Below are 23,756 nucleotides of genomic sequence, written 5' to 3'. Positions count from 1 at the left end.
TTTCGGTCCCGTGTCGGTCGCTTCACGTTCGCTGGTGGTACCGATCGCACACCGGTCGGCTATCGTCAATACCCCTGGCATGTGAGCATGCTGGTTTTCCGCCAGCAAATCAATAGTGCCGGCGATTTACTTGGCAGGTCGGTCGGATTCGATTGGGCGCGTTGCTCTTCGGCTAGGACTGCGGCGGCCGCGCGGGCCCCTCGGTTCCGTTGTAATACGCGGTCTCCTCGACCACCGAGGCGACCAGCGGGGCCGCCCCGCGCACCCGCTGCCGAGTCGAGAACATCCGCCCGCGTGCCGGCACCAGCGGCGCGAACCGGGTGAGCCCGGAGACCGCGGACATATCGTCGTACACCGAATCGATGCCGCCGCGCGCGAAGTACGCCTCATGCCAGAAACCGGTGCCGCCGGAGTCCTTCAGGAATTCCTGCCACCAGATCCGATGCGGGTCGGAGCGAGTCCATTTCTCCAGACTCTCGAGGTCTCGCCAATACTGCCGAGCACCCCAATGCGGTGGGAAGAGCGACCAGATCACGTCCTCGTGCGAGAGCAGCCCATCGGGGCGATCATGATGCGACCGGTACAGCTTGGGCCCGACCCCCAGCAGTCGCAGGATCCCGCGTGGCTTGTGCACCCGCATGCCGAGCAGTATCACCACCAGATCCGGATACCCCGACAGATCCGCCGTCACCCTGTTCACCCGCATGCGGAGACCCTCCACTTCGACCCGAGGCCGTCGTCAGGTCTGTCTGTGCGGTGGTACGAAATACCCGCTCCACCGGTTCGGATCCTCTTGGTTACCGCCACTGCCTCCAGCATGCGCCCGTGCGCGGGCACCCGCCATCCGCTCGTCCGGTCCGTTCTCCCTATTCATGCGGGTTCAATGCTCCGCGACCACCCGCGTGAATGCTACTCGGCGCTATCGGACATATGCCCTATTCGCCGAAGCGAGACCGCGCGCGACGACCTGGGAGTCGCTCTATTGCTGTGCGCGAGTGCCTTCACCTTGGCTACTGTCCGTGGGTGAGCTCCGAAACCGCCGCCCCGCGTTCCTACTCCCTGCGCGACCTGGCCGAGACCTATGTGCTGGCCCAGGCGAACTGGTCCGACCCGATCGGTGGCTACGTCCAGGAGAATACCTCCTACAACGCCGCCCTGCGCAAGTACCGTGAGCGTCTCCTGGAGGCGCTCGAAGGACTCTACGGCCTCACCCTCGAAATGGGTCAGATGGTCGAAATCCCTCGCGGCACAGTCCTGTTCATGCATTTCAAACGCACGGTCAGCTCCTGCCTGGCATTGCGCACGCCCGGCTCGGGCTATCTCGAAGCGGGACTACTACTGCGCTCCCTGGAGGCGGCGGGTGATCCCGGCCGCCGCGTCCTGGAAACCTCCACTCGCATAGACAAGTTCATGGACCAATCCCGTGAAGCGCACCTGGACATTCTGGAGGACCTACTACGCATCCTGGTCGGCGGGAACGCGGCACTGACGTTCACCGCCGAGGATCTGCGCAGCCTTGGCGTGGACGACACCCCGCCCGTCGCGGCGGACTTCCTCTCGGCCGCCGAGTAGTCCCCGCCTGCCGGCTAGCGTGGGCCCGAGCTCACGCTTCGTACAGCTCCAGCGGCAGCTCGTCCTTCAGCGGTGCCGGGCGGTCAGCATTCCCAATCCAACACCGGTGCAAGGGCTTTGAACTGAGATGACGACGGCAGCAGCCGCATGACGGTATCGCGGAGCGCGACGGCGGGGGCTGAGGCCAGCTGGCCTACGCTGCCGATTCGGGCCGAGCGGGCGGCGATCATCTGGGTTCGTGGCCGGCGCTCGGCGTCGTAGCGGGTGAGATCGGGGTCCTCGGCGGCGACCTGCGCCAGGACCACCGCGTCTTCCAGGGCTTGGCAGGCCCCCTGACCGAGGTTGGGAGTCATGGCGTGGGCGGCGTCGCCGATCAGCGCGATGCGGCCCGCGACATACGTTTTCAGTGCGGGCAGCTCATAGATGTCGTTGTGCAGGACCGCGGTTTCGTCGGCCGCGGCCAGCAGGGCCGGGATCGGCTGATGCCAGGTGCCGAAGCGCTGCCGCAGTTCCGGGAGACCGGTGCTGGGTGTGCCGGCCGGGGTATTGGCGGTGGCGAAGCAGTAGACGCGGCCGTCTTTCAGCGCGGCGTAGCCGAAACGTTCACCGCGGCCCCAGCTTTCGGCGGCATCGCGCAGCGGCTCGGTGGGGGTGACCACCACCCGCCAGGCGGTGTATCCACTGTAGCGGGGTTCGACCGGTCCGCAGACCGCGCGGCGCACGACGCTGTGGATGCCGTCGGCTCCGACGATCACATCGCCGGTGGAGGTGCCCTGCGAGTGCGTGACGGTGCCGTCGGCGCGAACCTCGCTCACCGAAATCCCGGTGCGCAGTGCGGATTCCGGGACCGCCGCGCGCAGGATGTCCAGCAGATCGGCGCGATGCATCATGATCGGGCTGCCGTACCGAGCCCGCACCGCCGCCGCATCCGTACGAGACAGCCAGTTCCCCTTACGGTCCCGAATCCCCGCCGATCCATCCTCGACGGCCCGAGCGCGCACCTCATCGCCGAGCCCGAGCGCATCGAGCGCCCGAATCGCATTGGGCCACACCGACAATCCCGCGCCCACCGCGGTAATCCGCGCGGCCTTCTCCAGCACCTCGACCTCCCAGCCCCGCCTGCTGAAGGCAATAGCCGTAGCCAGCCCGCCGATACCGCCGCCGACGATGAGTGCCTTGGACATCTGATTTCTCCGCTTCCGCTCCTGAACCGGCTCCCCGAGCCGATTGCCGCACTCCTCGAAAATTACTACAGGTGTAGTTGAAAAACTGCCGATGTAGTGAAAGTCACTACCGATGTAGTATCCGTCCATGCCCACCAAACGCGAGCAGATCCTCGACGGCGCAATCGAACTCCTCGGTTCCCGCGGCCTGCGCGCCCTGACCCACCGAGCCGTCGACGACATAGCAGCCATGCCCTCCGGCTCAACCTCCAACTACTTCCGCACCCGCGAGGCCCTCCTCTCCGGCATAGCCGACCGCTTGGAGGAACGTGACTACGCCGACTGGGAAGCCGTCAGCCGCATATCAACCCTGTCGACCCTGCCCCAACTGATCGACGGCCTGTCCGCCCTCCTCACCCACACGGTCACCGCCGACCGCGCCAGAACCCTCGCCCGCTACGCCCTCTTCCTCGAATCCCAAACCACCCCCGCCCTCCAACTCACCCTCCGCCGAGGCCACGACCGCCTCACCGAATGGATCCGCACCCTGCTCCACGCCGTCGCCCCCGCCGCACCCCCATCAACAACCAAACTCCTCGTCGACTACATAGACGGCGCAGCCCTACACGAACTGACCTACCCCACAACGAATTTCAACCCGCATCCTGGATTGGATCGAATGACCCGCGCCCTGCTGAGCGATCCGATCGACACATAGATCGCCACGAATGGCCTGCGGCCCCGCATATTCGGAAAAATGAGTCAAAGGCGTGATTGCGGTCGCGCGGCTACTCCAGGTACGCGATCCCGTTTTGCCCGTCGCCGGCGTCCTACACGGGGAGAAGGCGGCGAGTAAACCCGGCATTCACCAGGCGGGAGTATGCCATCCGAACCTCGTCGGGTACGTCCTGCTCAATTGCCCAGCCTTTCGCCGCGTAGACCCAGATCCGCTGGGTATCGCCGACAAGCATGTTCATCACACGATCTACATCGCCGATGCCGGCCACGTAATCGTCGAGGCCGAGCGGAAGCGATCCGCAGATCACTTCGACCTCAGGCCAACGCTTCCGGCAGATCGCATAGCTGCGGCGCTGTTGGTACGGGCGAGAAATCAGCATCACCGACTTGGTCGAGCCCAGGTACTCGCGATCCGCGAGCAGAGTGCGGCTGAAGTCGATATTGTCGCCGGTGTTGGTCGCATAGGGCTCGACCAGGATCGCGTGCTCAGGCACGCCGAGTTCGATTGCCCGCTCACGAAAATGCACTGCTTCGCCACGCGGGAACCGGTCCACGGTGGTTGGCGCGTTCGCGCCGGTGAACACAATCAGCGGGAAGACGCCCGCGCGGTAAAGGTCGGCGGCATACGTGGCGACTCCGATGTCGTGACCCCCGAGGCCGACAGCGACATCAACCGGATGCGGCTCGTGATGCATTTGGTTGTAGTCCCAAAGGGTTTCGACATCCGAGCGGTACATCGCGGGCACAGTTGGCGTCGCCATCGGGAGCTCCTCTGATCGGGCAACTTGGAGTCGGAACGCCGAAGGGATTGGCCTATCGGAACTCCCGCACCACTTCGATGCGGCCCACGATGTGCCGGTTGAACTCCTCGAGTTCCTCAGCCGGTACCCACAGTTCGAGGATCGTTCGGCCGCCCGCCTGCTGTATCGGATACCTGGCCGCGAAGTCGGCATCGATCTCGAACCGAGTCACGTACCCGACCCCGGATGCCGGAACATTCCAGTCCCGCGCGATCCGAATCGCATAGTCCTCGTTCAACACCGGATAGAAGATCGGCTGATCGGCCAGCCGCGGCGGCCACGAGGTCCACCCCGACGCCTCGACCAGCGCCAACTCCTCCGGCCCGGTCGGCCGCCAAAGTGCCAGTGTCTCAGGCCTGTTCATCGCCATTCCTCGGTTGCTACGTTCGGCGAATCATCGCATCACCGGACCGTCGACGGCCAAGCCATATTCGCGACGGAGGTAACCGCCGGGCTCGAGCCCGAACAGCGGGACGCCGCCAACGGCATCGGATTGATCAGCTGTGTGTAGGTGTGCCTGCGAAGGCGGCTGCCAGCGGCGAGCTGCCCGTCGTCTAGTCGTCGGGGGAGGCGCGGCGGTTGCGTTTGGTGATGCCGCGCCGCTTTTTCGCGGCGATGCGACGTTCCTTTGCGCCGCGCGAGGGCTTCGTGGCGCGGCGATCGGGTGGTGGGGCTGAAGCGGCGTCACGCAGTAACGAGGCCAGGCGTTCGCGGGCGGCCGCGCGGTTCTGCAGCTGTGCGCGTTGTTCCGATGCGGCGATCGTGAGCACCCCGTTGACCAGGCGGGTGGCCAGGCGGTCGAGCATCCGGGTGCGCAGCCACTCCGGCACGGAGGGCGAATTGGCGAGGTCGAACGACAGCTCTACCCGGCTGTCGGTTGTGTTGACGTGCTGCCCGCCCGGACCGGACGACCGTGAGAACCGCTCGCGCAACTCGGACGCCGGTATTACCAGCACCCGAGTCACGGTCAGGTCCTCTGCCATGATTCGACGCCGCTCTTTCCGATCCGCGAGTTGGGCCACGTCGGCCTGGTTACGACTGAACGGTGACCTTGTCGTTCACCATAGCGACCACCTTGTCGGCCCGCAGATGGTCCCGTTTCACCGCCACTCGGACTTCCGATAGCAGCCCATGAAAGCCCACGTCAGGCAGTATTGCCCGGGCTCGACCCGCATGATGAAGTGTCCTGATGCGATTGGATCAGGTGACCGTCGGCACGATAGACCTCGACAGCGCCGAACGCTTCTACAGCCTGCTCGGCCTGCGATTGATCGTCCGCGACAAGCACTACCTGCGGTTCGAATGTCCCACAGGCGACAGCACGTTCTCCATCGAACATGTCGACGCTGTCCCGGCAAACGAGCAGGTCACAATCTACTTCGAAACCGACCAACTCGACGCCGACTGCAAAAGACTGCAGCAAGCCGGTGTCATCTTCGACCAACCACCCGCCGACATGCCCTGGCTCTGGCGCGAAGCCAGACTCCGTGATCCCGACGGCCACAAACTCTGCCTGTTCCACGCCGGCCCCAACCGCCGAAATCCGCCATGGCGATTGGAGAGAAACTCCTGAGAAATCCACTGAGGCCCTGTCGATCTCCGCGAACCGCGGCGACCGTCGCGAGCATTTCGCGGCTGGAGGTCTGCTGTGGCATGCGTGGTGCCCGGGTAGTTCCGCAAGATGTCGCGAGACATGTTGGTGCAAGCGAAAATCGAGTGCATGACCGATCTCGCGCTGACTGCGGAACGTCGTGACGAACTGGCTGCGTTACTGGAGGACGCGCAAGGCCTTCGGTCCAGGTTTCCGAAGGTGGCGGACTACCTCGATACGGCGCCGATGTTGTCGGGCAGCGGGAATGTCCAGGCGGACTCCGCGTTTGATCTTCGGTTCGTGCATTTCATGACGGGCGGTCCGGCCGCGAGTAGCAATCCCTATTGGGACATTGTCGGTCCATCGGTGTCTGACCGCGATGGCATCCGCCGGGCCGATGGTGGTCGGCCGAATGGGAGTGCGCGGCTTGGGTACGCGCAGACGATTCTCCAAGCCGTCTACGCGTACGCCATCCCGGCACCGGAAACCCTCGCCTGGATGGCCGATTTCTGTGCCGGTCGGCCAATCGTGGAACTCGGTGCCGGCCGCGGATATTGGGCCGCGCAGCTGGCGAAGCAGGGGCTTGTCGTCGACGCCTACGATTCCGAGCCCCCGGACCGAGCCGAGAACCTCTCGTTCCCGGGAGCTGCCGGCCAGCTCGATGTCTGGCATCCGGTGGGTGACCTTGCGGCGTGCTCGGCACGCATCAGTGATCGCCCAGATCATGTGCTGTTCCTGTGCTGGCCCCCAGGGTGGGGCAGCACGATGGCATCGCAGGCACTAGCAGAGTTCGAGCGCTCCGATGGCGAGCGGCTGGTATTCGTTGTCGAACCGAAGGGCGGCAAGACCTGCGACGACGCCTTCTTCGATGCGCTCAATTCAGGATGGCGGCTGGAATCTCAAGACTCCCAATATGTTTCGTGGTGGAACCTATCGGATGTCGCCCAGGGCTGGGTTCGCCGCTGAGTGCCGAATCACTGTCGGCGTCCGAAGCCACGGAACCCAGTCGTCGGAAAGATTCTGGACGGCGATCTTTCAACAGCGGATTGAAGGATGTTGTGCCGCAATGGGATTCGTGCGAGCCGTAAGTGGGGCTCGGGGCAGGCGGTCTGCGAGATACGAAAGGGGCCTCCGGGAGGTTCCGGAGGCCCCTGTGGTGCCGAGTGTGGGAATCGAACCCACACGTCCTTTCGGACAACGGTTTTTGAGACCGTCGCGTCTGCCTATTCCGCCAACTCGGCGCACCGCGTTGGAGAGCATAGCGGGTTGGTGGGCGGATGTCCTAACCGGGGCTTGTGGGAGCGGAGGTGAGAACGACATGGTTGTGATACTGGTCGGTTTGCGCTGGGTACGTGGGTTGTGAGCGGGGGCGGACGGTACTCTTTGGGTACTCGGGTACGTGCCGATCCGTCGAGGGTGGCTTCGGACCGATGTACGTCGGGTGTTGGTATCGGAGCGACAGGGGTTCATCTATGGGAACGACAGCAGGGGGCGGTTCGAAGAAGGATGCTTCGGCATCGGCCCCCAAGCGGGTGGTGGTTGCCGAGGACGAGGCGCTCATCCGGATGGACCTGGTGGAGATGCTCTCCGAGGAGGGCTATCACGTGGTGGGTGAGGCGGGGGACGGCCAGGTGGCTGTCGATCTCGCCGAGGAGCTACGTCCGGATCTGGTGATCATGGACGTGAAGATGCCGCGGCGCGACGGCATAGACGCCGCCGCCGAGATCGCGTCGAAACGCCTTGCGCCGGTGGTCATTCTGACCGCGTTCAGCCAGCGCGACCTGGTCGAGCGGGCCCGCGACGCGGGCGCCATGGCATATCTGGTGAAGCCGTTCACCAAATCCGATCTGGTACCGGCCATCGAATTGGCCGCCAGCCGATTCCATGAGATCGCCGCGCTGGAAAGCGAAGTCGCGAATCTGACCGATCGCCTGGAAACGCGCAAGCTGGTGGAGCGTGCCAAAGGTGTGCTCATGCAGACCCAGGGGCTTTCGGAACCGCAGGCATTCAAGTGGATTCAGCGCACCGCAATGGACCGCCGCACCACGATGAAGGCGGTCGCGGAGGTAGTACTGGAGAATCTCGCCCCGAAGTAGTCCGACTTGCCTGAAAGTTGCCCCTCGGTTGCCGCGAATGTGCTAATGCAATTAACTCGCCGGTAACACGAGGGGTGCTTTCGTTTGTGGCGATGTCACATGAATGATCCGAATGTGATGCGGAGCTAACCTGGCGGGGATATGTTCTGTCCGGGCCGATCGATGGGGCGGCCCACCTCGGCGAGCCGAGGGAGCACAGAACATAGAGGTGAATCGTGCTTGGTTCAGTGACAAACACGCGAGGCCCAGTGGCTCGCGCGGTAGTCATCGGGGCTGCGGCAGTACTTGCGCTTGGCATTGCCGGATGCAGCAGCAAGTCCACCGACAACAACAGCGGTGGCACCGGTGGCGGTGGTAGCAGTCTGACCATCGCGCCCCTTGTCCAGATCGACAAGGACGGCAAGGAAGTCGCCAGCGCCGACAATTCGGCCGCGGCGAATCCCGCCAGCGACGGCAAGGACAAGTGCGCGCCGCAGACGATCGCGATGTCGGGCCCGCTCACCGGCCCGAACGCCAACCTCGGTCTCAATATCGTGCGCGGCGTGAAGCTCGCGCTGGACCAGCACAACAAGGCCAACCCGAACTGCCAGGTGGCCGTCAAGGAATTCGACACCGAGGGCGACCCGCAGAAGGCCACCCAGGTCGTTCCGACCATCATCAACGACTCGTCCATCGTGGCCATGATCGGCCCGACCTTCTCGGGCGAGACCAAGGCGACCGGTCAGGTCATCAGCGATGCGGGTCTGCTGTCCCTGACCCCGTCCGCCACCAATGTCACCCTCACCACCAATGGCTGGAAGACCTTCTTCCGCGGCCTCGGTAATGACGGCGTGCAGGGCCCGGCGGTCGCCAAGTACCTGGCGGGCACCGGCAAGTACAAGAAGATCTGTGTCGCGCAGGACAATTCGGATTACGGCACCGGTCTGGCCAAGACGCTGACCGAGGGCCTGGGCCCGATCGCCGATCCGAGCTGCTCGGTGCAGCTCAAGGCCGGTGACAAGGACTTCTCCGCGGCGGTCTCCAAGCTGGCTTCGGCCAAGCCGGACGCCATCTTCTACGCCGGTTACTACGCCGAGGCGTCCCCGTTCGTGCAGCAGCTGCGTTCGGGCGGCGTGACCGCGACCTTCATCTCCGATGACGGCACCAAGGATGTCGAGTTCACCAAGCAGGCGGGTGACTCGTCCAAGGGTGCGCTGCTGTCCTGCCCGTGTGGTCCGGCTCCGGACAAGTTCGCCACCGATTACAAGGCGTTCAGCGGCTACGAGTCCGGCACCTACTCGACCGAGGGTTACGATCTCACCACGATCGTGCTCAAAGGTATTGCCGCAGGCAAGGTTTCGCGTCCGGACCTGGTCGAATACGTGAAGACCTACCAGGGCCAGGGCCTGGCCCGCGAATACAAGTGGGATGCCCAGGGTGAATTGGCCAATGCGCTGATCTGGATGTACGAAGTCAAGTAGTCCCCCCGACTCGAAGCGGCGCGGCCGGTTACGGCGGGTCACAAACCCGTCCGGCGCGCCGCTTCCTCTACGGCGAGAGTTTTGAATGTCTTCATCCCTATTGGCCGATGCGGCTCTGCTTGCCAACGGGTCCATCGAATTCAACGTCTCGGGCGTGGTCGACCAATTCTGGCGACTCACCGTGGACGGCTTGGCTTACGGCTCGATCTACGCTCTGGTAGCGGTCGGCTACACATTGGTCTACGGTGTGCTGCGACTGATCAATTTCGCCCATTCGGAAATCTTCATGGTGGGCATGTTCGGTCAGTACATCGGTCTGATGGTGGTCGGATTCTCGCCCAGCGGCAATGTGTACTCCGAAGGCATCGTCCTCACCGTCGTCTACCTGTTGGTAGCCATGATCTTCGGCATGCTGGTCTCGGGTGCGACCGCGGTCGGCCTGGAACGCATCGCCTATCGCCCGCTGCGTAAGCGCGGGGCCAAACCACTCATCTTCCTGATCACCGCGATCGGCATGTCGTTCGTGCTGCAGGAGTTCGTGCACTATGTGCTGCCGAAGTTCTCGACCAAGCTCGGCGGCACCAACGCGCAGCAGCCGATCATGCTGGTGCAACCCACCGAGCAGTTCACCCTCTTCGGCGCTTCGGTCTCGAACGTGACCATCGTGATCATCGTGGCCGCGATCATTTTGGCGGCCACCACCGAAATCCTCATCAACAGAACCAAATTCGGCCGCGGTATTCGCGCGGTGGCGCAGGATCCGGATACCGCCACCCTGATGGGTGTGTCGCGGGAGCGGATCATCATGCTCACCTTCCTGCTCGGCGGTCTGCTCGCCGGCGCGGCGGCCATGCTGTACACGTTGAAGATCCCGAACGGCATCATCTACTCGGGCGGATTCATCCTGGGTATCAAGGCATTCAGTGCCGCGGTGCTCGGTGGTATCGGCAATCTGCGTGGTGCGCTGCTGGGTGGTCTGTTGCTCGGACTCGCGGAGAATTACGGTCAGATTCTGTTCGGCACCCAGTGGCGTGATGTTGTCGCGTTCGTGGTGCTGGTGGCCGTGCTCATGTTCCGTCCCACCGGCATTCTCGGTGAGAGCCTGGGGAGGGCGCGGGTATGACGATATCGAAATCCGCTGCACCACAACCGAAGTCCGAGCCGAAGGGTCGCGGTATCGGCGACTCCCTGCGTGATTGGTGGGGTGGGCTGTCCCGTCCCGCGCAGTGGGGCGTCGGCGTGCCGGTGATCATCCTGCTCGCGCTGCTACCGCTGTTCCCGCCGCCGCTGCTCGATACGCCGGGCACCAGTTTCTCCGGTGTGATGGCGCAGTTCGCCATGACGGCGCTGATCGCCGTCGGGCTGAATGTCGTTGTCGGCCAAGCCGGTCTGCTCGATCTCGGCTATGTCGGCTTCTATGCGGTGGGCGCGTACACGGTCGGTCTGCTCACCAGTCCGAACAGTCCGTGGAATCAAACCGACGGCTGGCTGAGCCCGAGTTGGGCCTGGATCGTCTGTGTGCCGCTGGCGATCCTGGTCACCGCGATCTCCGGCCTGATCCTGGGTACGCCGACGCTGCGGCTGCGCGGTGATTACCTGGCCATCGTCACCCTCGGTTTCGGTGAGATCGTGCGTCTGCTCGCCGACAATCTGGGTGATATCACCAATGGCAGCCTCGGCCTGTCCCGTATCGCGTATCCGCGCGTCGGAGTCTCCGAGACGCATCCGGACGGGTACTTCTCCTCCGGCAATCTCGGCGACAAGAACAGCTCGAACCTGTTGGACCGGGCCAACTCCGGCGCCTGGTGGTTCTGGCTCGGCATGACCCTGGTGGTCATCGTGCTGCTGTTCGTCGGCAATCTGGAGCGCAGCCGGGTCGGCCGCGCCTGGGTGGCGATTCGCGAGGACGAGGACGTCGCCGAGATGATGGGCGTCCCGACCTTCAAATTCAAGCTGTGGGCGTTCATGATCGGCGCGGGCATCGGCGGTATGTCGGGTGCGCTGTACGCCGGTCAGGTGCAGTTCATCAATCCGACCGGATTCAACATCATCAATTCGATGCTGTTCCTGTGCGCGGTGGTGATCGGCGGTCAGGGCAATAAACTGGGTGTCATCGTCGGCGCGTTCCTGATCGTGTATCTGCCGAACCGGTTCATGTCGGTGAATATCGGCGGGCAGTCGCTCGGCGACTACAAGTATCTGTTCTACGGCGTCACGCTGGTGGTGGTCATGATCTTCCGGCCGCAGGGTTTGTTCCCGGTGCGGCAGAAACTGCTCGCCTACGGACGCACGGTCTACCGCGCGGTTCACCGCACGCCCGTCGAAACCACTGGAGGGCAGCGATGACCGGGCCGGGCGCGGGTGGCGCGCTGTTCGACAATGAGGATATGGCGGCCGGTTACACCACCGAGGAGGTCAGGCAGGCCGCGGGGACGCTCGATGTCACCGAGGTCCTGCCGATCTACAAGGACGCCGAAGTCGTCGCGGAAGTTGTTGCGCCGCATCGTGAAATCGAAACCGCCGTGGGTGCGTCGCTACTGCGCACCGACGGGCTGACGGTGAAATTCGGCGGCCTCACCGCACTGGACAATGTGAGCTTCGAGATCCGCCGTGGCGAAATCCTCGGCATGATCGGACCCAATGGCGCGGGCAAGACCACCTGCTTCAACGCCATTACCGGTGTGTACCGCCCGTCCTCGGGCACTGTGTCGTTCGACGGCAAACCGCTCACCAAATCCAAGCGCAATGAGATCACCCGCCTGGGTATCGCCCGCACCTTCCAGAATGTGCGGCTGTTCCAGGAGATGACGGCGCTGGAGAATGTTGTCGTGGGAACCGATGCGCGGCACCACACTTCGGTGCCGGGCGCGGTCTTCCGCACCGCGCGGCACCGCCGCGAGGAGAGGGACGCCATCGAACGCGGTATGGCGCTGCTGGAATTCGTCGGCATCGCCCCGCGCGCGGTCGAGAAGGCGCGCAACCTCTCCTATGGCGATCAGCGCCGCCTGGAGATCGCCCGTGCGCTGGCCACCGAGCCGAAATTGCTGTGCCTGGACGAACCCGCGGCCGGATTCAATCCGAGCGAGAAGTCCGCGCTCATGGATCTGATCCGCAAAATTCGTGACGACGGTTTCACGGTGCTGCTCATCGAGCACGATATGCGCCTGGTCATGGGCGTGACCGACCGTATTGTGGTGCTCGAATTCGGCCGCAAGATCGCCGACGGACTGCCCGCGGAGATCCGGGACAACCCCAAGGTGATCGCCGCCTACCTGGGCGTCCCCGATGAGGAAGTGGGTGCGGATCAATGACATTGCCGACGAATTCGCCTGCCGCCAAGGGAGATATGCCGGGCGCGGATCCCGATGCGCTGTTGCAGGTCGACGATATGGTCGTCAGCTACGGCAGAATCCAAGCCCTGCATGGCATTTCGCTCTCCGTCGCACCGGGTGAACTGGTCACCCTGCTGGGTGCGAACGGCGCGGGCAAGACCACCACCATGCGCGCCCTCTCCGGTCTGCTCCCACTGGGTCGCGGCCGAATCCTCTTCGAGGGCCGCGATATCACCCGGGTGAAAGCGCACGAACGCGTGGGCCTGGGCCTCATCCAAGCCCCCGAGGGCCGCGGCGTCTTCCCCGGTATGACGGTCCAGGAAAACCTCGACATGGGTTGCTACTCACGCCCATTCAAGAACAGGGTCGAGTACAACCACACCCTGGAATGGATCTTCTCGCTCTTCCCGCGCGTACAGGAACGCCAGAAGCAGGTCGGCGGCACCCTCTCCGGCGGTGAACAGCAAATGGTGGCCATCGCCCGCTCCCTGATGGCCCGCCCGAAGCTGCTCCTGCTCGACGAACCGTCAATGGGCTTGGCCCCCATGGTCATCCAGCAGATCTTCAAAATCATCGCCGACATCAACGCCCAGGGCACCACGGTCCTGCTGGTCGAGCAGAACGCCCAGCAGGCCCTGACCCGAAGCGACCGCGCCTACATTCTCGAAACCGGCGAAGTCACCAAAACCGGCGCGGGCCGAGACCTCCTGCACGACCCGGCAGTCAAATCCGCCTACCTCGGCGTCGGCTGATTCGCCTGCTCGGCACCGGCATTCGGGCCGGTCACCCTGATGGGTAACCGGCCCGAATATTGCAGGGGCGACAGGACTTGAACCTGCAACCTGCGGTTTTGGAGACCGCTGCTCTGCCAGTTGAGCTACGCCCCTTGGCATGTTGTGCGCGGCAAGATTATCAGGACCCGCCGCCGACGCGAAATCGGATTTCCAGGCGCTGGTGGGGGACCGGCCGGCGGCGGCCGTGCGACCTGTGTCGGCCGGTGGGCGCGGCGAAAGTGCCCGCTTCCCCCATGTGTCGGTGCACGTCCCTAGACTCTCCTGCGTGACCCCTGCCTCTACCGATCAACGGCCGAGTGCCGTCTCCGTTCCCGATGCCTCCGCCGAGCAGCCGACATTGCTGCTGTTGGATGGGCATTCGCTGGCATATCGCGCGTTCTATGCGTTGCCGGCGGAGAACTTCAAGACGGCAGGTGGGCAGACCACCAATGCGGTGTACGGGTTCACCGCGATGTTGATCAATTTGTTGCGGGATGAGAAGCCCACCCATGTGGCGGCGGCGTTCGATGTGAGCCGGAAGACGTTTCGGACCGAGGCTTATCCGGAGTACAAGGCGAATCGGGCCAGCACGCCGGATGAGTTCCGGGGGCAGGTGGAGACCACCCAGGAAGTGCTGGGGGCGCTGGGGATTCCGGTGATGGCCATCGACGGGTACGAGGCCGATGATGTGATCGCCACGCTGGTGACGCAGGCGGTGCCGCAGGGATTCCGGGTGCTGATCGTCACCGGCGACCGGGATTCGCTGCAACTGGTCAATGACAATGTGACCGTGCTGTACCCGAAGAAGGGTGTCTCGGAGCTGACCCGGTTCACCCCGGCGGCCGTCGAGGAGAAGTACGGGCTCACCCCGGCGCAGTACCCGGATTTCGCGGCGCTGCGCGGCGACCCGAGTGACAATCTGCCGGGTATTCCGGGCGTGGGGGAGAAGACCGCCACCAAGTGGATCCGCGAATACGGTGACCTCAACGCACTCGTGGACAAGGTCGACACGGTCAAGGGCAAGGTCGGAGATGCCTTGCGCGCCAACCTTTCCAGCGTGATCCTCAACCGCCAGCTCACCGAGATGGTGAAGGAGGTGCCGCTGCCGTACACCCCGGATCAGCTGGGTATGCAGCCGTGGGATCGGGACAAGATCCATCGGCTCTTCGACGAACTCGAATTCCGGGTGCTGCGCGATCGGCTGTTCGACACCCTCGCCCCGGTCGAGGCCGAAGCCGAGGTCGGGTTCGACATCAGCGGTGCGGCCATCGCCCCCGGCGCATTGGCCGGGTGGCTGGCGGAGCACGCCAAAGCCGGTGTCCGGCACGGTGTTTCGGTTGTCGGCGTCGGCAACCCGGTGCACGGTGACGTGAAGGCCATCGCCCTGGCCGCCGCCGACGGTGAAGGCGGCTACCTCGACGTACACACCCTCACCCCGGAGGACGAAGCCGCGCTCGGCGCCTGGCTCGCCGATCCGGAGACCCCGAAAGCCCTGCACGAGGCCAAATCCGCCATGCACGCGCTACGCGGTCGCGGCTGGACACTCGGCGGGCTCAGCAGCGATACCGCCATCGCCGCCTACCTGGTGCGGCCCGGCCAGCGCACCTTCAACCTCGACGACCTCTCACTGCGCTACCTGAGTCGCGAACTGCGCGTGGAGGACACCGGCGAAACCCAGCTGTCCCTGCTCGATGACGAGGACCAGGTCGACGAAGAGGTCGCCAAGGGCGAAATGCTGCGCGCCCGAGCGGTTTCCGACCTCGCCGACGCCTTCGACGCCGAACTCGAGCGCATCGAATCCACCGCGCTGCTCGGCGATATGGAACTGCCGCTGCTCAGCGTGCTCGCCGATCTGGAGGCCGCCGGTATCGCGGTCGACTCCGCCCAATTGGATGAACTGCAAGGCGAATTCGCCAACCGTGTCGCCGAGGCCGCACAGGCCGCCTACGGGGTGATCGGCAAGCAGATCAACCTGGGCTCGCCCAAACAGCTCCAGGTGGTGCTGTTCGACGAACTCGACATGCCCAAGACCAAGCGCACCAAAACCGGTTACACCACCGATGCCGATGCGCTGGAAGGGCTTTACGAGAAGACCCAGCACCCGTTCCTGCAGCATATGCTCGAACACCGTGACGCCACCCGGCTGAAGGTGACGGTCGACGGCCTGCTCAAGTCGGTCGCCGACGACGGGCGGATTCACACCACCTTCAATCAGACGGTCGCCGCGACGGGTCGCCTGTCCTCGACCGAGCCGAATCTGCAGAACATTCCGATCCGCACCGATATGGGTCGTCGTATTCGCGATACGTTCGTGGTGGGTCCGGGGTTCGAATCGCTCATGACCGCGGATTACAGCCAGATCGAAATGCGCATCATGGCGCACCTTTCCAAGGACGAGGGCCTCATCGAGGCATTCAACTCCGGCGAGGATCTGCACAATTTCGTCGCCTCCAAGGCATTCGACATTCCGATCACCGAGGTCGATCCGGAGCTGCGCCGCCGCATCAAGGCCATGTCCTACGGTCTGGCCTATGGACTCTCCGCCTACGGCCTGTCCCAGCAGTTGAAGATCAGCGCCGAAGAGGCCAAGGCGCAGATGGACGTCTACTTCGAACGCTTCGGCGCGATCCGCGAATACCTGCGCGAGGCAGTCGAATTGGCCCGCAAGACCGGCTACACCGAAACCCTCTTCGGCCGCCGGCGCTACCTCCCCGACCTCGACTCGTCGAACCGTCAGCGCCGCGAGGCCGCCGAACGCATGGCCCTGAACGCCCCCATCCAGGGCACGGCCGCCGACATCATCAAGGTCGCCATGATCGACACCCAGCGCGCCGTCGCCGCCGCGGGCCTCAAATCCCGCATGCTCCTGCAGGTGCATGACGAACTCATCTTCGAAGTTGCCCCCGGCGAACGCGAACAACTCGAATCCCTTGCCCGCGAACACATGTCGAACGCCATCGAACTCTCGGTCCCGCTCGAGGTCTCCGTCGGCGTAGGCCGCAGCTGGGACTCCGCCGCCCACTAGCGGAACCGCACCAGACCTCGCAGCCCGTGCTCTGTCGAGCACGGCCTGCGGTATGTGATGGGGAAGTCCGCCGGGGCGGGCTCTTCGGGTCAGCTCTCCGCGAGCTGAGCCGCGAGAATCGTTAGTACGTCAGCGGTTTCGCGGCAGGTGCGGGCGCAGATCTTCTCGTCGAGTTGTTCGCAGCTCTCCGCGGTGGCGGTGCACACCTGGGCGGTGAGCTCGCACAGCGCCAGGGCCCAGGGGGAGCGGCGGTCCAGGATGTCGGCGGTGAGGCGGCAGATGGCCGCACAGTCCATCAGTTGGGCGATATGCGCGCGGGCGGCGTGTTCCCCACTCAGGTCCAGGGATTCGCCGGTTTGGCGGACGCAGGTGCGGTGACAGCCGAACAAATGGTTGATGGTGCTCATGATCTTCGGATCGGTCATCGTATTGCTCCCGGTTGTTCACGGAGGGTTGGAACGAGCGTCCGGCAAGGTTTGCCCATTGTGACATCCGTTGTTGCCCGCGCCCGGAACCATGGAAGTCGTGCCATACGAGGCTGGTTGCTGTGCTTGCCGTCGCTAGGCGGTATGGCCTGCGCCACACACCTGATGACCTGCGACGAAGTTACCCGTGGGTCGAATGCGAATATGGTTGCCAATGCGAGGGCCTGCCCCTATGCTCGGTGCCGTGCCGAATCCCCTCAACAGCCGCAACGCTGCGCTCGATGTCGCCGACCGCGACCGCGCAGCGATTGTTCCGCTCACCGCGACGGTGGCTGTCGAGCGCGTACTCGTAGTTCTCCGCCGTAGCGGGGTCTGATTCGGACCGGCCCCTCGCTGCGGCCGTTTGAACTTTTTTTTGCGCTGGTCCCCTCTGCCAATTTCTGAGAAGAAGTCGGGAAGACCTAGTTCAATGACACTCACAATCGATATACACACGTTCATCGCCGCTGCCCCCGCGAGCCTGCGGGCCGAAAGCGCCGGTATGAGTCCAACCGAGTTCCATGATCGCTACTGCCGCTATGCGGGCGCGGTCAAGCTCGGCGAATGGACTCACCTCCGAGCCGCGGATTTCACCGCGACCCTGGAGTTCGCCGGTCACCTGCGCACCGTCACGGCGTCCGGGAGCCCGGTCGCGGCGCTCACCTCGGCCCTGTACGACGAGGGCTATCCGGTGGAGATCCTGCGATTCCATCAGCGCCACACCGAAACCGGCACCGCCACCTTCGTGCAGTGCGAGTTCAACGGCCGCCGCGGCTGGGGTGCCGCCATCGCCGATGACAGTGCCGAGTCCACGGTCCGCGCCATGATCGCCGGTATCAACACCTTCGCGTAAACGAATGCGCCGCAACCCTTTCGGGGATTGCGGCGCATTCGGTGCGTGAATTACCGGCGGTGCCAACGCATTTCGCGCCAGGCTAAGCCTGGGCCTGCTGCTCGGCGAGCTGCTTGCGGACCTCGTCCATATCGAGCTCCTTCACCTGCCCGATGAGATCCTCGAGCGCGGCGGGCGGAAGTGCGCCGGGCTGCGCGAAAACCAGCACGCCCTCGCGGAAAGCCATAATGGTCGGAATCGACCGGATATTCGCGGCGGCGGCCAGGCCCTGTTCGGCCTCGGTGTCGACCTTGCCGTGCACCACATCCGGGTGCTTCTCCGAGGACGACTCGAAGGTGGGGGCGAACGAACGGCACGGACCGCACCACGCAGCCCAGAAGTCGACGAGAACCACGTCGCTCTTGGTGACGATGTCATCGAAGTTCTGCTCGGTCAGTGTCTGGGTGGCCATGACGTCCTCTCATGTCGATTTTCCGGTCCAACACCGGGTCGGGCGGTTCTCTTCCCTTTACCCACTACGGTAGCGGCCAACCGCGTGCCGCCGGGTGGCCGCTGTGGCGTTTGCGCGAGGATGACCGGCATGAGCGACAGCGAGACTCGGCTCCGGCTGGGCCTGATCGAGGGTGACGGCATCGGCCCGGAGATTGTGCGGGCGACCCGCGATGTGGTGGACGATGCCTTCGAGGTGGTAGGCCTGACCGCGGTGGAGTGGGTGCATTTGCCGATCGGTCACACCGCGATCGAACAATTCGGTGACCCCATGCCCGAGTCGACGCTGCGGGTCCTCGAAGGTCTCGAGGGCTGGATCATGGGCCCGCACGACAGTGCCTCGTACGCGCCGGAGCATCGCACCGGTCTGCCGCCGGCGGGCGCGGTGCGAAAGCGTTTCGGCCTGTACGGCAATGTGCGTCCCTCGCGGACCATCGCGGGTGTGCGTTCGGTCGCGCCCGAGATGGATCTGGTGATCGTGCGGGAGAACAGCGAGGGCCTGTACGCCGATCGCAATATGTTCACCGGCTCCGGCGAATTCCGTCCGACCGCCGATATGGCAATGGCCATCGGCGTGTTCACGCGTCAGGCCATCGAGCGTGTCGCGCGGCTGGCCTTCGACGGCGCGAGCGATCGCCGCAAGAAGGTCACCATCGTGCACAAGGCGAATGTGCTGCCGGTGACCATGGGCCTGTTCCGGGACGTGTGCTACGAGATCGCCACCCGGTACCCGGATATCGAGGTGACCGATGAGCACGTCGATGCCGCGGCCGCGCATCTGGTCCGCGCGCCGGGGGATTACGACGTGATCGTCACCGAGAATCTCTTCGGCGACATCCTGTCGGATCTGGCCGGGGAATTGACTGGTTCTCTGGGTTTGGCGGCCTCGCTGAACTGTTCGGATGACCAGGCCATGGCGCAGGCCGTGCACGGTGCCGCGCCCACGCTCACCGGCCACAATCGCGCGAATCCGGTGGCGCTCATGCTCTCTGCCGCGTTACTGCTGCGCTGGTTGGCGACCCGCTGTTCGCATAGTGCGCTGCGACGGGTGGCCGAGCGAATCGAACACGGGGTTGCGGAGACGTTGCGGGCCGGAGTCGCTACTTCCGATTTGGGTGGGTTAGCATCTACCACCGAATTCACCGAGCAGGTGCGCGCCCGGCTGCACCGCTGGTGAGCGCACTTCCGGAACCGGGCGTGTATCGGCCACGCTTCGGCGTGTCGCCGATTAATGTTCGGTTACCGACCGGCATGGAATGTACGAACCGCCTACATTTCAAAACGGCGGGCGACGTCCGGATGTCGCGTGACCGAACTGTGGAGGACTGCTGTGTCTGTTCGTAACTCTCTCCGCGGGCGTGCCCTGCGGGCCGCCTGCGTAGTCGCGGGTGGCGCCCTGGTGCTGACCGCGTGTACCAGCAACTCGGATTCCAACGCGCCCGATGTGGCGAAGGTGGATGTGTCCAAGGTCGACACCATCGCCGCCAAGGTGCCCGCGGACATCAAGAGCTCGGGCAAGCTGCTCGTCGGCGTGAACACCCCGTACTCGCCCAACGAGTACAAGGATCCGGGTTCGGGCAAGATCGTCGGCTACGACGTCGATCTGATGGACGCGGTGGCCAAGGTGCTCGGCCTGTCGGCCGATTACAAGGAAGCCGACTTCGAGAAGATCATCCCGGGTATCGAGGCCGGTACCTACAACCTCGGCATGTCCTCGTTCACCGATAACAAGGAGCGCGAGAAGACCGCCGACTTCGTCACCTACTTCACCGCGGGCAGCCAGTGGGCCCAGCAGAAGGGGAAGACGATCGACCCGAACAATGCCTGCGGTAAGCGAGTCGCCGTGCAGCGCACCACTGTTCAGGACACCGACGAGATTCCGGCCAAGAGCGCGGCGTGTGTCGCCGCCGGTAAGCCGGAGATCACCAAGGTCGCCTACGACGAGCAGAGTGCCGCGGCCACCGCGCTGGTCAACGGTCAGGTCGACGCCATGTCCGCCGATTCGCCGGTGACCGCGTACGCCATCAAGCAGAACCAGGGCACCATCGAGCCCTCGGGTTCCATCTTCGACTCCGCGCCGTACGGCTGGCCGGTGAAGAAGGGTTCGTCGATCGGTCCCGTGCTGCAGGAGGCCGTGCAGTACCTGATCGACAACGGGCAGTACAAGAAGATCGCCGAGAACTGGGGCGTTCAGGACGGCGTGATCACCAAGTCCGTCATCAACGGAGCACAGGGCTGATAACCCACCATGTCGCAGGACGAGAGTAATTCCGCAGCCTCGGCTGTGACGATCGCGAAATCCACCGAGCCCGAACCGATCAAAGCGATTCCGCTGCGTCGGCCGGGCCGGTGGATCGCCGCGGCCGTGCTACTGACACTGGTCGCACTGTTCCTCTACGGCGCCAAGACCAATCCGGCGTATCACTGGGACACCTACTTCAAGTACTTGCGGGACAGCAAGATCGCCTCCGGTGCGATGGTCACCCTGGAGCTCACGGTGCTGGCCATGGCCATCGGCGTGGTGCTCGGTGTGTTGCTGGCCGTCATGCGGCTGTCGCCGAATCCGGTGCTGCGCTCGGTGGCGTGGGTATACCTGTGGATCTTCCGCGGGACCCCCGTCTACGTGCAGTTGGTGTTCTGGGGCCTGTTCCCGTCGCTGTACAAGACGATCACCGTTGGTGTGCCGTTCGGTCCGTCGTTCGCGCACTTCGATGTGCAGCACTGGTCGGCGCCGTTCTTCTTCGCCATGGTCGGCCTGGGTTTGAACGAGGCCGCGTATATGGCCGAAATCGTCCGTGCCGGAATCAATTCCGTGGACGACGGGCAGCGTGAGGCGTCGACGGCGCTGGGCATGTCGTGGTCGCAGACCATGACCCGCACGGTGCTGCCACAGGCCATGCGGGTGATCATCCCGCCGACCGGTAATGAGCTGATCTCCATGCTCAAGACCACCTCGCTGGTCACCGCCATCCCGCTCACCACCGACCTGTACGGCCGGGCGCGCGATATCTACGGCGTCAACTTCCAGCCGATTCCGCTGCTGCTGGTCGCGGCCACCTGGTACCTCGCGGTCACCAGTGTGCTCATGGTCGGGCAGTTCTATCTGGAGCGGTACTACTCGCGCGGCTCCTCGCGCAAGCTGACCGGAAAGCAGTTGAAGGCGTTGGCCGCTGTACAGCAGCGTGCGGGGGTGGAAGCGCATTGAGTACCAACGATTCCGCGACGCCGATGGTGCGCGCCGATCGGGTGTGCAAGAACTTCGGCGCACTCAATGTGCTGAAGGGCATTTCACTGGAGGTCAATCGCGGTGAGGTGATGTGCCTCATCGGGCCGTCCGGCTCCGGTAAGTCCACCTTCCTGCGCTGCATCAACCATCTGGAGGATGTGAACGCCGGAAGGCTGTATGTGGACGGCGAACTCGTCGGCTATCGCGAGAAGGCCGGCAAGCTGTATGAACTCCATCCGCGCGATGCCGCCCGGCAGCGCCGCGATATCGGCATGGTGTTCCAGCACTTCAACCTCTTCCCTCACCGGACCGTGCTCGAGAATGTCATCGAGGCTCCGACCCAGGTGAAGAAGGTCAAGAAGGCCGACGCGATGAAACGCGCCCGCACGCTCCTGGATCGAGTCGGCTTGGCGGACAAGGCCGATTCGTATCCGGCGCAGCTCTCGGGCGGCCAGCAGCAGCGCGTCGCAATCGCACGGGCACTGGCCATGGACCCCAAGCTGATGCTCTTCGATGAGCCCACCTCGGCGCTCGATCCGGAGCTCGTCGGTGAGGTCCTCGGTGTCATGCGCGAACTGGCGGCCGACGGTATGACCATGATCGTGGTGACGCACGAAATGGGCTTCGCCCGTGAGGTCGCCGATCAGCTGGTCTTCATGGACGGTGGCGTGGTCGTCGAGGCGGGTAATCCGCGCGAGGTACTCGCCAACCCCCAGCACGACCGCACCAAGGCGTTCCTGTCCCGCATTCTGTAGCAGGACAACACCTTTCAGCCCCCGCTCCGCGATTCGGAGCGGGGGCTGGTGCGTGCGAGCCAGGCCCAGCCAGGTGGATTCGAGCTCAGGCGCCGGCGCGGAGGAAGTCCAGGATCATATTCGTCTGGTCGAGGATGGCGTGGCCGATCCCGGGCAACACCTGAACTTTGGCATCGGGAACGAAACGGGTTATGCGGCGGGCGGTTTCGGCGGAGTCGAACATGACATCGCGTTCGCCGACGATGGTCAGCACCGGCATGGTGAGACCCCGCAATTGCGTATCGGTGAAGCGCGGCAGGCGTTCCCGGCGCGGATTGAAGTGGGTGAAGGTCAGGGCGATCTCGTCCACCACCGCATCCAGATGCGGACCCTGCAATCCGGTCACCGTGCGAGCGGAGCTGTGCAGGTCGTGGCGGCCGAGCAGGCGCGGGACGATGGCCTTCAGGATCCAGCCGTAGCGTTGCTTGCCGACACCGCCGGGGCACAACAGCGCCAACTGGGTGACCCGCTCGGGGCGGCGAATGGCGTAATCCAGTGCGGTCCAGCCGCCGAGCGAGATCGCCGCGACAGCCGTGCTCGAAATACCGAGTCCCGCAAGGACATCGTCGAGCCAGAGCGCGACCGCCTCGGAGTCCAGTACCGGGCGCGACGGTGCGCTGCCGCCGGGCTCGCCGACCATATCAACGGCATAGACGCGGAATTCCTTTGCCCAGGACGGGATATCGCCCCGCCACGTGCCCGAGTTCGCGCCGGAGCCGTGCAGCAGCACCAGTGGCGGCGCGTCTCGGGGTCCGGCGGCGATGACGAAGGTGTCGCCCTCGCGGGTCGGCACCAGCAGCTGTTCCGAGGGAATCGGCCACGCGCGCAGTACCTCTCGATACTGCTCGGCAATGGCCGCGGCCCCGGCGGCGGACTTGTAGATGGGCGCGACCGTCGATTGTGCGGTGCCGCCGGGGGAGTCGTGTGTCGTACTCATGAGCTGAGCACCCCTTCCATATATTCGAGCAGCCGGGCGGTCGCGCCCAGGTCGCCCACGATGATGATCTTCAGCCGGGCGCGTTCGGCGTCGTAGAAGGTCTGGAAACGCAGCGGTTCGTCACCGGCCTGCTGATTGCCCGCCGCACCGGTCAGCAGGGTGGAGACGCGGTCGGCGGTGCGCCGATCCACCGCGTCGACCTCGACAATGCTCGACACCTCGGCATACCGCTGCCGGGAGATGTTCTCGCGCAACGCATCCGGGACCGGGCGGCCGGTGAAGGCCTCCAGATCCGCATGCGCGATGCGGTATTGCTTGCCGATGCGTACGGCCGGGAGCTTCCCATCGCGCACATAGCCTCGGACGGTGCGTACATGCAGGCCGAGGCGTTCGGCGACTTCCTCCACGGAGTACAGGCGATCGTTCACGCGAACTACTGTAAA

26 protein-coding genes and 2 tRNA genes are annotated in these 23,756 nt (G+C 64.5%); 17 read left to right on the top strand and 11 right to left on the bottom strand.

The annotated features are described in order from the left end of the window. Window positions 1-172: 172 nt before the first annotated feature. Entirely contained in the window at window positions 173-706 is a 534-nt protein-coding gene (locus GFY24_RS21465; protein WP_153806849.1) for a monooxygenase family protein, read from the bottom strand. A gap of 317 nt (window positions 707-1,023) precedes the next feature. Between GFY24_RS21465 and GFY24_RS21460 the strand changes: the two genes are divergently transcribed. After that, window positions 1,024-1,572 carry a hypothetical protein gene (locus tag GFY24_RS21460; protein WP_153806848.1) on the top strand — a complete coding sequence of 183 codons (549 nt, stop codon included), beginning with the start codon at window positions 1,024-1,026 and terminating at the stop codon, window positions 1,570-1,572. Between the two features lie 83 nt (window positions 1,573-1,655). Here the strand turns inward: GFY24_RS21460 and GFY24_RS21455 are convergent, their stop codons facing one another. Then, window positions 1,656-2,756: an FAD-dependent monooxygenase gene (locus GFY24_RS21455; protein WP_153806847.1), complete on the bottom strand. Its 1,101-nt coding sequence runs from the start codon at window positions 2,754-2,756 to the stop codon at window positions 1,656-1,658. Window positions 2,757-2,883: 127 nt separating this feature from the next. Here GFY24_RS21455 and GFY24_RS21450 point away from each other — a divergent pair, with 127 nt between their 5' ends. Further along, window positions 2,884-3,453, top strand: coding sequence for a TetR/AcrR family transcriptional regulator (locus GFY24_RS21450; RefSeq protein ID WP_153806846.1), 570 nt, complete (start codon window positions 2,884-2,886; stop codon window positions 3,451-3,453). 112 nt (window positions 3,454-3,565) lie between these two features. Here the strand turns inward: GFY24_RS21450 and GFY24_RS21445 are convergent, their stop codons facing one another. The 3 genes from GFY24_RS21445 to arfB form a co-directional block, all read right to left on the bottom strand. Then, the gene (locus GFY24_RS21445; RefSeq protein WP_153806845.1) at window positions 3,566-4,234 is read right to left on the bottom strand and encodes a YdcF family protein; all 669 of its coding nucleotides are present in this window, start codon (window positions 4,232-4,234) and stop codon (window positions 3,566-3,568) included. 52 nt (window positions 4,235-4,286) lie between these two features. Further along, on the bottom strand, window positions 4,287-4,637 hold the full coding sequence (locus tag GFY24_RS21440) for a hypothetical protein (protein ID WP_153806844.1): 351 nt from the start codon (window positions 4,635-4,637) through the stop codon (window positions 4,287-4,289). 190 nt (window positions 4,638-4,827) lie between these two features. Then, on the bottom strand, window positions 4,828-5,256 hold the full coding sequence (gene arfB, locus GFY24_RS21435; RefSeq protein WP_153806843.1) for an alternative ribosome rescue aminoacyl-tRNA hydrolase ArfB: 429 nt from the start codon (window positions 5,254-5,256) through the stop codon (window positions 4,828-4,830). Window positions 5,257-5,462: 206 nt separating this feature from the next. On the opposite strand from arfB, the gene GFY24_RS21430 reads away from it, so the two are divergent. Together GFY24_RS21430 and GFY24_RS21425 are read left to right on the top strand one after the other, a co-directional pair. Further along, complete coding sequence (locus tag GFY24_RS21430; RefSeq protein WP_153806842.1) at window positions 5,463-5,846, top strand: VOC family protein; 384 nt, start codon at window positions 5,463-5,465, stop codon at window positions 5,844-5,846. 147 nt (window positions 5,847-5,993) lie between these two features. Beyond that, on the top strand, window positions 5,994-6,830 hold the full coding sequence (locus GFY24_RS21425; protein WP_153806841.1) for a hypothetical protein: 837 nt from the start codon (window positions 5,994-5,996) through the stop codon (window positions 6,828-6,830). Window positions 6,831-7,018: 188 nt separating this feature from the next. Here the strand turns inward: GFY24_RS21425 and GFY24_RS21420 are convergent. After that, window positions 7,019-7,105 (bottom strand) — tRNA-Leu (locus tag GFY24_RS21420). A gap of 231 nt (window positions 7,106-7,336) precedes the next feature. On the opposite strand from GFY24_RS21420, the gene GFY24_RS21415 reads away from it, so the two are divergent. From GFY24_RS21415 to GFY24_RS21390, 6 genes are all read left to right on the top strand, one after another. Next, entirely contained in the window at window positions 7,337-7,960 is a 624-nt protein-coding gene (locus GFY24_RS21415) for an ANTAR domain-containing response regulator (RefSeq protein ID WP_153806840.1), read from the top strand. A gap of 248 nt (window positions 7,961-8,208) precedes the next feature. Further along, window positions 8,209-9,420: a branched-chain amino acid ABC transporter substrate-binding protein gene (locus tag GFY24_RS21410; protein WP_309231138.1), complete on the top strand. Its 1,212-nt coding sequence runs from the start codon at window positions 8,209-8,211 to the stop codon at window positions 9,418-9,420. 85 nt (window positions 9,421-9,505) lie between these two features. Next, window positions 9,506-10,543, top strand: a complete 1,038-nt coding sequence (locus GFY24_RS21405) for a branched-chain amino acid ABC transporter permease (RefSeq protein WP_153806839.1) — start codon at window positions 9,506-9,508, stop codon at window positions 10,541-10,543. After that, window positions 10,540-11,766, top strand: a complete 1,227-nt coding sequence (locus GFY24_RS21400) for a branched-chain amino acid ABC transporter permease (RefSeq protein WP_153806838.1) — start codon at window positions 10,540-10,542, stop codon at window positions 11,764-11,766. The genes GFY24_RS21405 and GFY24_RS21400 overlap by 4 nt, the downstream gene beginning before the upstream one ends. Next, window positions 11,763-12,731, top strand: coding sequence for an ABC transporter ATP-binding protein (locus tag GFY24_RS21395; RefSeq protein WP_153806837.1), 969 nt, complete (start codon window positions 11,763-11,765; stop codon window positions 12,729-12,731). The genes GFY24_RS21400 and GFY24_RS21395 overlap by 4 nt, the downstream gene beginning before the upstream one ends. Beyond that, window positions 12,728-13,504 carry an ABC transporter ATP-binding protein gene (locus tag GFY24_RS21390; RefSeq protein ID WP_375336076.1) on the top strand — a complete coding sequence of 259 codons (777 nt, stop codon included), beginning with the start codon at window positions 12,728-12,730 and terminating at the stop codon, window positions 13,502-13,504. Before GFY24_RS21395 ends, GFY24_RS21390 begins: the two co-directional genes overlap by 4 nt. A gap of 62 nt (window positions 13,505-13,566) precedes the next feature. On the opposite strand, the gene GFY24_RS21385 is transcribed toward GFY24_RS21390, so the two are convergent. Next, window positions 13,567-13,639 (bottom strand) — tRNA-Trp (locus GFY24_RS21385). Between the two features lie 172 nt (window positions 13,640-13,811). Here GFY24_RS21385 and polA point away from each other — a divergent pair. Next, window positions 13,812-16,550 (top strand): DNA polymerase I, encoded by a 2,739-nt coding sequence (gene polA, locus GFY24_RS21380; protein ID WP_309231137.1) that lies wholly within the window; start codon window positions 13,812-13,814, stop codon window positions 16,548-16,550. A gap of 89 nt (window positions 16,551-16,639) precedes the next feature. Here polA and GFY24_RS21375 read toward each other — a convergent pair whose 3' ends face one another. Then, a complete protein-coding gene (locus tag GFY24_RS21375) occupies window positions 16,640-16,975 on the bottom strand; it encodes a four-helix bundle copper-binding protein (protein WP_153806836.1) in 336 nt (111 codons plus the stop codon). A gap of 244 nt (window positions 16,976-17,219) precedes the next feature. On the opposite strand from GFY24_RS21375, the gene GFY24_RS43000 reads away from it, so the two are divergent. Both GFY24_RS43000 and GFY24_RS21370 read left to right on the top strand, forming a co-directional pair. Further along, window positions 17,220-17,351 carry a hypothetical protein gene (locus tag GFY24_RS43000; RefSeq protein WP_255458710.1) on the top strand — a complete coding sequence of 44 codons (132 nt, stop codon included), beginning with the start codon at window positions 17,220-17,222 and terminating at the stop codon, window positions 17,349-17,351. Between the two features lie 93 nt (window positions 17,352-17,444). Continuing rightward, window positions 17,445-17,867: an alpha-isopropylmalate synthase regulatory domain-containing protein gene (locus GFY24_RS21370; protein WP_153806835.1), complete on the top strand. Its 423-nt coding sequence runs from the start codon at window positions 17,445-17,447 to the stop codon at window positions 17,865-17,867. Between the two features lie 82 nt (window positions 17,868-17,949). Here the strand turns inward: GFY24_RS21370 and trxA are convergent, their stop codons facing one another. Further along, the gene (trxA, locus tag GFY24_RS21365) at window positions 17,950-18,318 is read right to left on the bottom strand and encodes a thioredoxin (protein ID WP_153806834.1); all 369 of its coding nucleotides are present in this window, start codon (window positions 18,316-18,318) and stop codon (window positions 17,950-17,952) included. 129 nt (window positions 18,319-18,447) lie between these two features. On the opposite strand from trxA, the gene GFY24_RS21360 reads away from it, so the two are divergent. From GFY24_RS21360 to GFY24_RS21345, 4 genes are all read left to right on the top strand, one after another. Beyond that, window positions 18,448-19,533 carry an isocitrate/isopropylmalate dehydrogenase family protein gene (locus GFY24_RS21360; RefSeq protein WP_153806833.1) on the top strand — a complete coding sequence of 362 codons (1,086 nt, stop codon included), beginning with the start codon at window positions 18,448-18,450 and terminating at the stop codon, window positions 19,531-19,533. Window positions 19,534-19,686: 153 nt separating this feature from the next. Further along, complete coding sequence (locus tag GFY24_RS21355) at window positions 19,687-20,595, top strand: ABC transporter substrate-binding protein (protein ID WP_309231136.1); 909 nt, start codon at window positions 19,687-19,689, stop codon at window positions 20,593-20,595. Between the two features lie 9 nt (window positions 20,596-20,604). Further along, window positions 20,605-21,561, top strand: coding sequence for an amino acid ABC transporter permease (locus GFY24_RS21350; protein ID WP_153806831.1), 957 nt, complete (start codon window positions 20,605-20,607; stop codon window positions 21,559-21,561). A 23-nt stretch (window positions 21,562-21,584) separates the two neighbouring features. Then, window positions 21,585-22,337, top strand: coding sequence for an amino acid ABC transporter ATP-binding protein (locus GFY24_RS21345; RefSeq protein WP_153806958.1), 753 nt, complete (start codon window positions 21,585-21,587; stop codon window positions 22,335-22,337). 85 nt (window positions 22,338-22,422) lie between these two features. Here the strand turns inward: GFY24_RS21345 and GFY24_RS21340 are convergent, their stop codons facing one another. Beyond that, window positions 22,423-23,313, bottom strand: coding sequence for an alpha/beta fold hydrolase (locus tag GFY24_RS21340; protein ID WP_153806830.1), 891 nt, complete (start codon window positions 23,311-23,313; stop codon window positions 22,423-22,425). Continuing rightward, the gene (locus tag GFY24_RS21335; protein WP_309231135.1) at window positions 23,310-23,741 is read right to left on the bottom strand and encodes a helix-turn-helix domain-containing protein; all 432 of its coding nucleotides are present in this window, start codon (window positions 23,739-23,741) and stop codon (window positions 23,310-23,312) included. The genes GFY24_RS21340 and GFY24_RS21335 overlap by 4 nt, the downstream gene beginning before the upstream one ends. Window positions 23,742-23,756 lie beyond the last annotated feature (15 nt).

The organism is Nocardia sp. SYP-A9097 (genome assembly GCF_009649815.1).
Classification (GTDB): domain Bacteria; phylum Actinomycetota; class Actinomycetes; order Mycobacteriales; family Mycobacteriaceae; genus Nocardia.
This window is presented reverse-complemented; position numbering and strand designations above follow the sequence as displayed.

Coding starts and splice junctions, on each gene's coding strand:
- GFY24_RS21465 (WP_153806849.1), bottom strand. CDS start 706: ATGCGGGTGAACAGGGTGACGGCGGATCTGTCGGGGTATCCGGATCTG.
- GFY24_RS21455 (WP_153806847.1), bottom strand. CDS start 2,756: ATGTCCAAGGCACTCATCGTCGGCGGCGGTATCGGCGGGCTGGCTACG.
- GFY24_RS21450 (WP_153806846.1), top strand. CDS start 2,884: ATGCCCACCAAACGCGAGCAGATCCTCGACGGCGCAATCGAACTCCTC.
- GFY24_RS21445 (WP_153806845.1), bottom strand. CDS start 4,234: ATGGCGACGCCAACTGTGCCCGCGATGTACCGCTCGGATGTCGAAACC.
- GFY24_RS21440 (WP_153806844.1), bottom strand. CDS start 4,637: ATGAACAGGCCTGAGACACTGGCACTTTGGCGGCCGACCGGGCCGGAG.
- arfB (WP_153806843.1), bottom strand. CDS start 5,256: ATGGCAGAGGACCTGACCGTGACTCGGGTGCTGGTAATACCGGCGTCC.
- GFY24_RS21430 (WP_153806842.1), top strand. CDS start 5,463: ATGCGATTGGATCAGGTGACCGTCGGCACGATAGACCTCGACAGCGCC.
- GFY24_RS21425 (WP_153806841.1), top strand. CDS start 5,994: ATGACCGATCTCGCGCTGACTGCGGAACGTCGTGACGAACTGGCTGCG.
- GFY24_RS21415 (WP_153806840.1), top strand. CDS start 7,337: ATGGGAACGACAGCAGGGGGCGGTTCGAAGAAGGATGCTTCGGCATCG.
- GFY24_RS21405 (WP_153806839.1), top strand. CDS start 9,506: ATGTCTTCATCCCTATTGGCCGATGCGGCTCTGCTTGCCAACGGGTCC.
- GFY24_RS21400 (WP_153806838.1), top strand. CDS start 10,540: ATGACGATATCGAAATCCGCTGCACCACAACCGAAGTCCGAGCCGAAG.
- GFY24_RS21395 (WP_153806837.1), top strand. CDS start 11,763: ATGACCGGGCCGGGCGCGGGTGGCGCGCTGTTCGACAATGAGGATATG.
- GFY24_RS21390 (WP_375336076.1), top strand. CDS start 12,728: ATGACATTGCCGACGAATTCGCCTGCCGCCAAGGGAGATATGCCGGGC.
- GFY24_RS21375 (WP_153806836.1), bottom strand. CDS start 16,975: ATGACCGATCCGAAGATCATGAGCACCATCAACCATTTGTTCGGCTGT.
- GFY24_RS21370 (WP_153806835.1), top strand. CDS start 17,445: ATGACACTCACAATCGATATACACACGTTCATCGCCGCTGCCCCCGCG.
- trxA (WP_153806834.1), bottom strand. CDS start 18,318: ATGGCCACCCAGACACTGACCGAGCAGAACTTCGATGACATCGTCACC.
- GFY24_RS21360 (WP_153806833.1), top strand. CDS start 18,448: ATGAGCGACAGCGAGACTCGGCTCCGGCTGGGCCTGATCGAGGGTGAC.
- GFY24_RS21350 (WP_153806831.1), top strand. CDS start 20,605: ATGTCGCAGGACGAGAGTAATTCCGCAGCCTCGGCTGTGACGATCGCG.
- GFY24_RS21345 (WP_153806958.1), top strand. CDS start 21,585: ATGGTGCGCGCCGATCGGGTGTGCAAGAACTTCGGCGCACTCAATGTG.
- GFY24_RS21340 (WP_153806830.1), bottom strand. CDS start 23,313: ATGAGTACGACACACGACTCCCCCGGCGGCACCGCACAATCGACGGTC.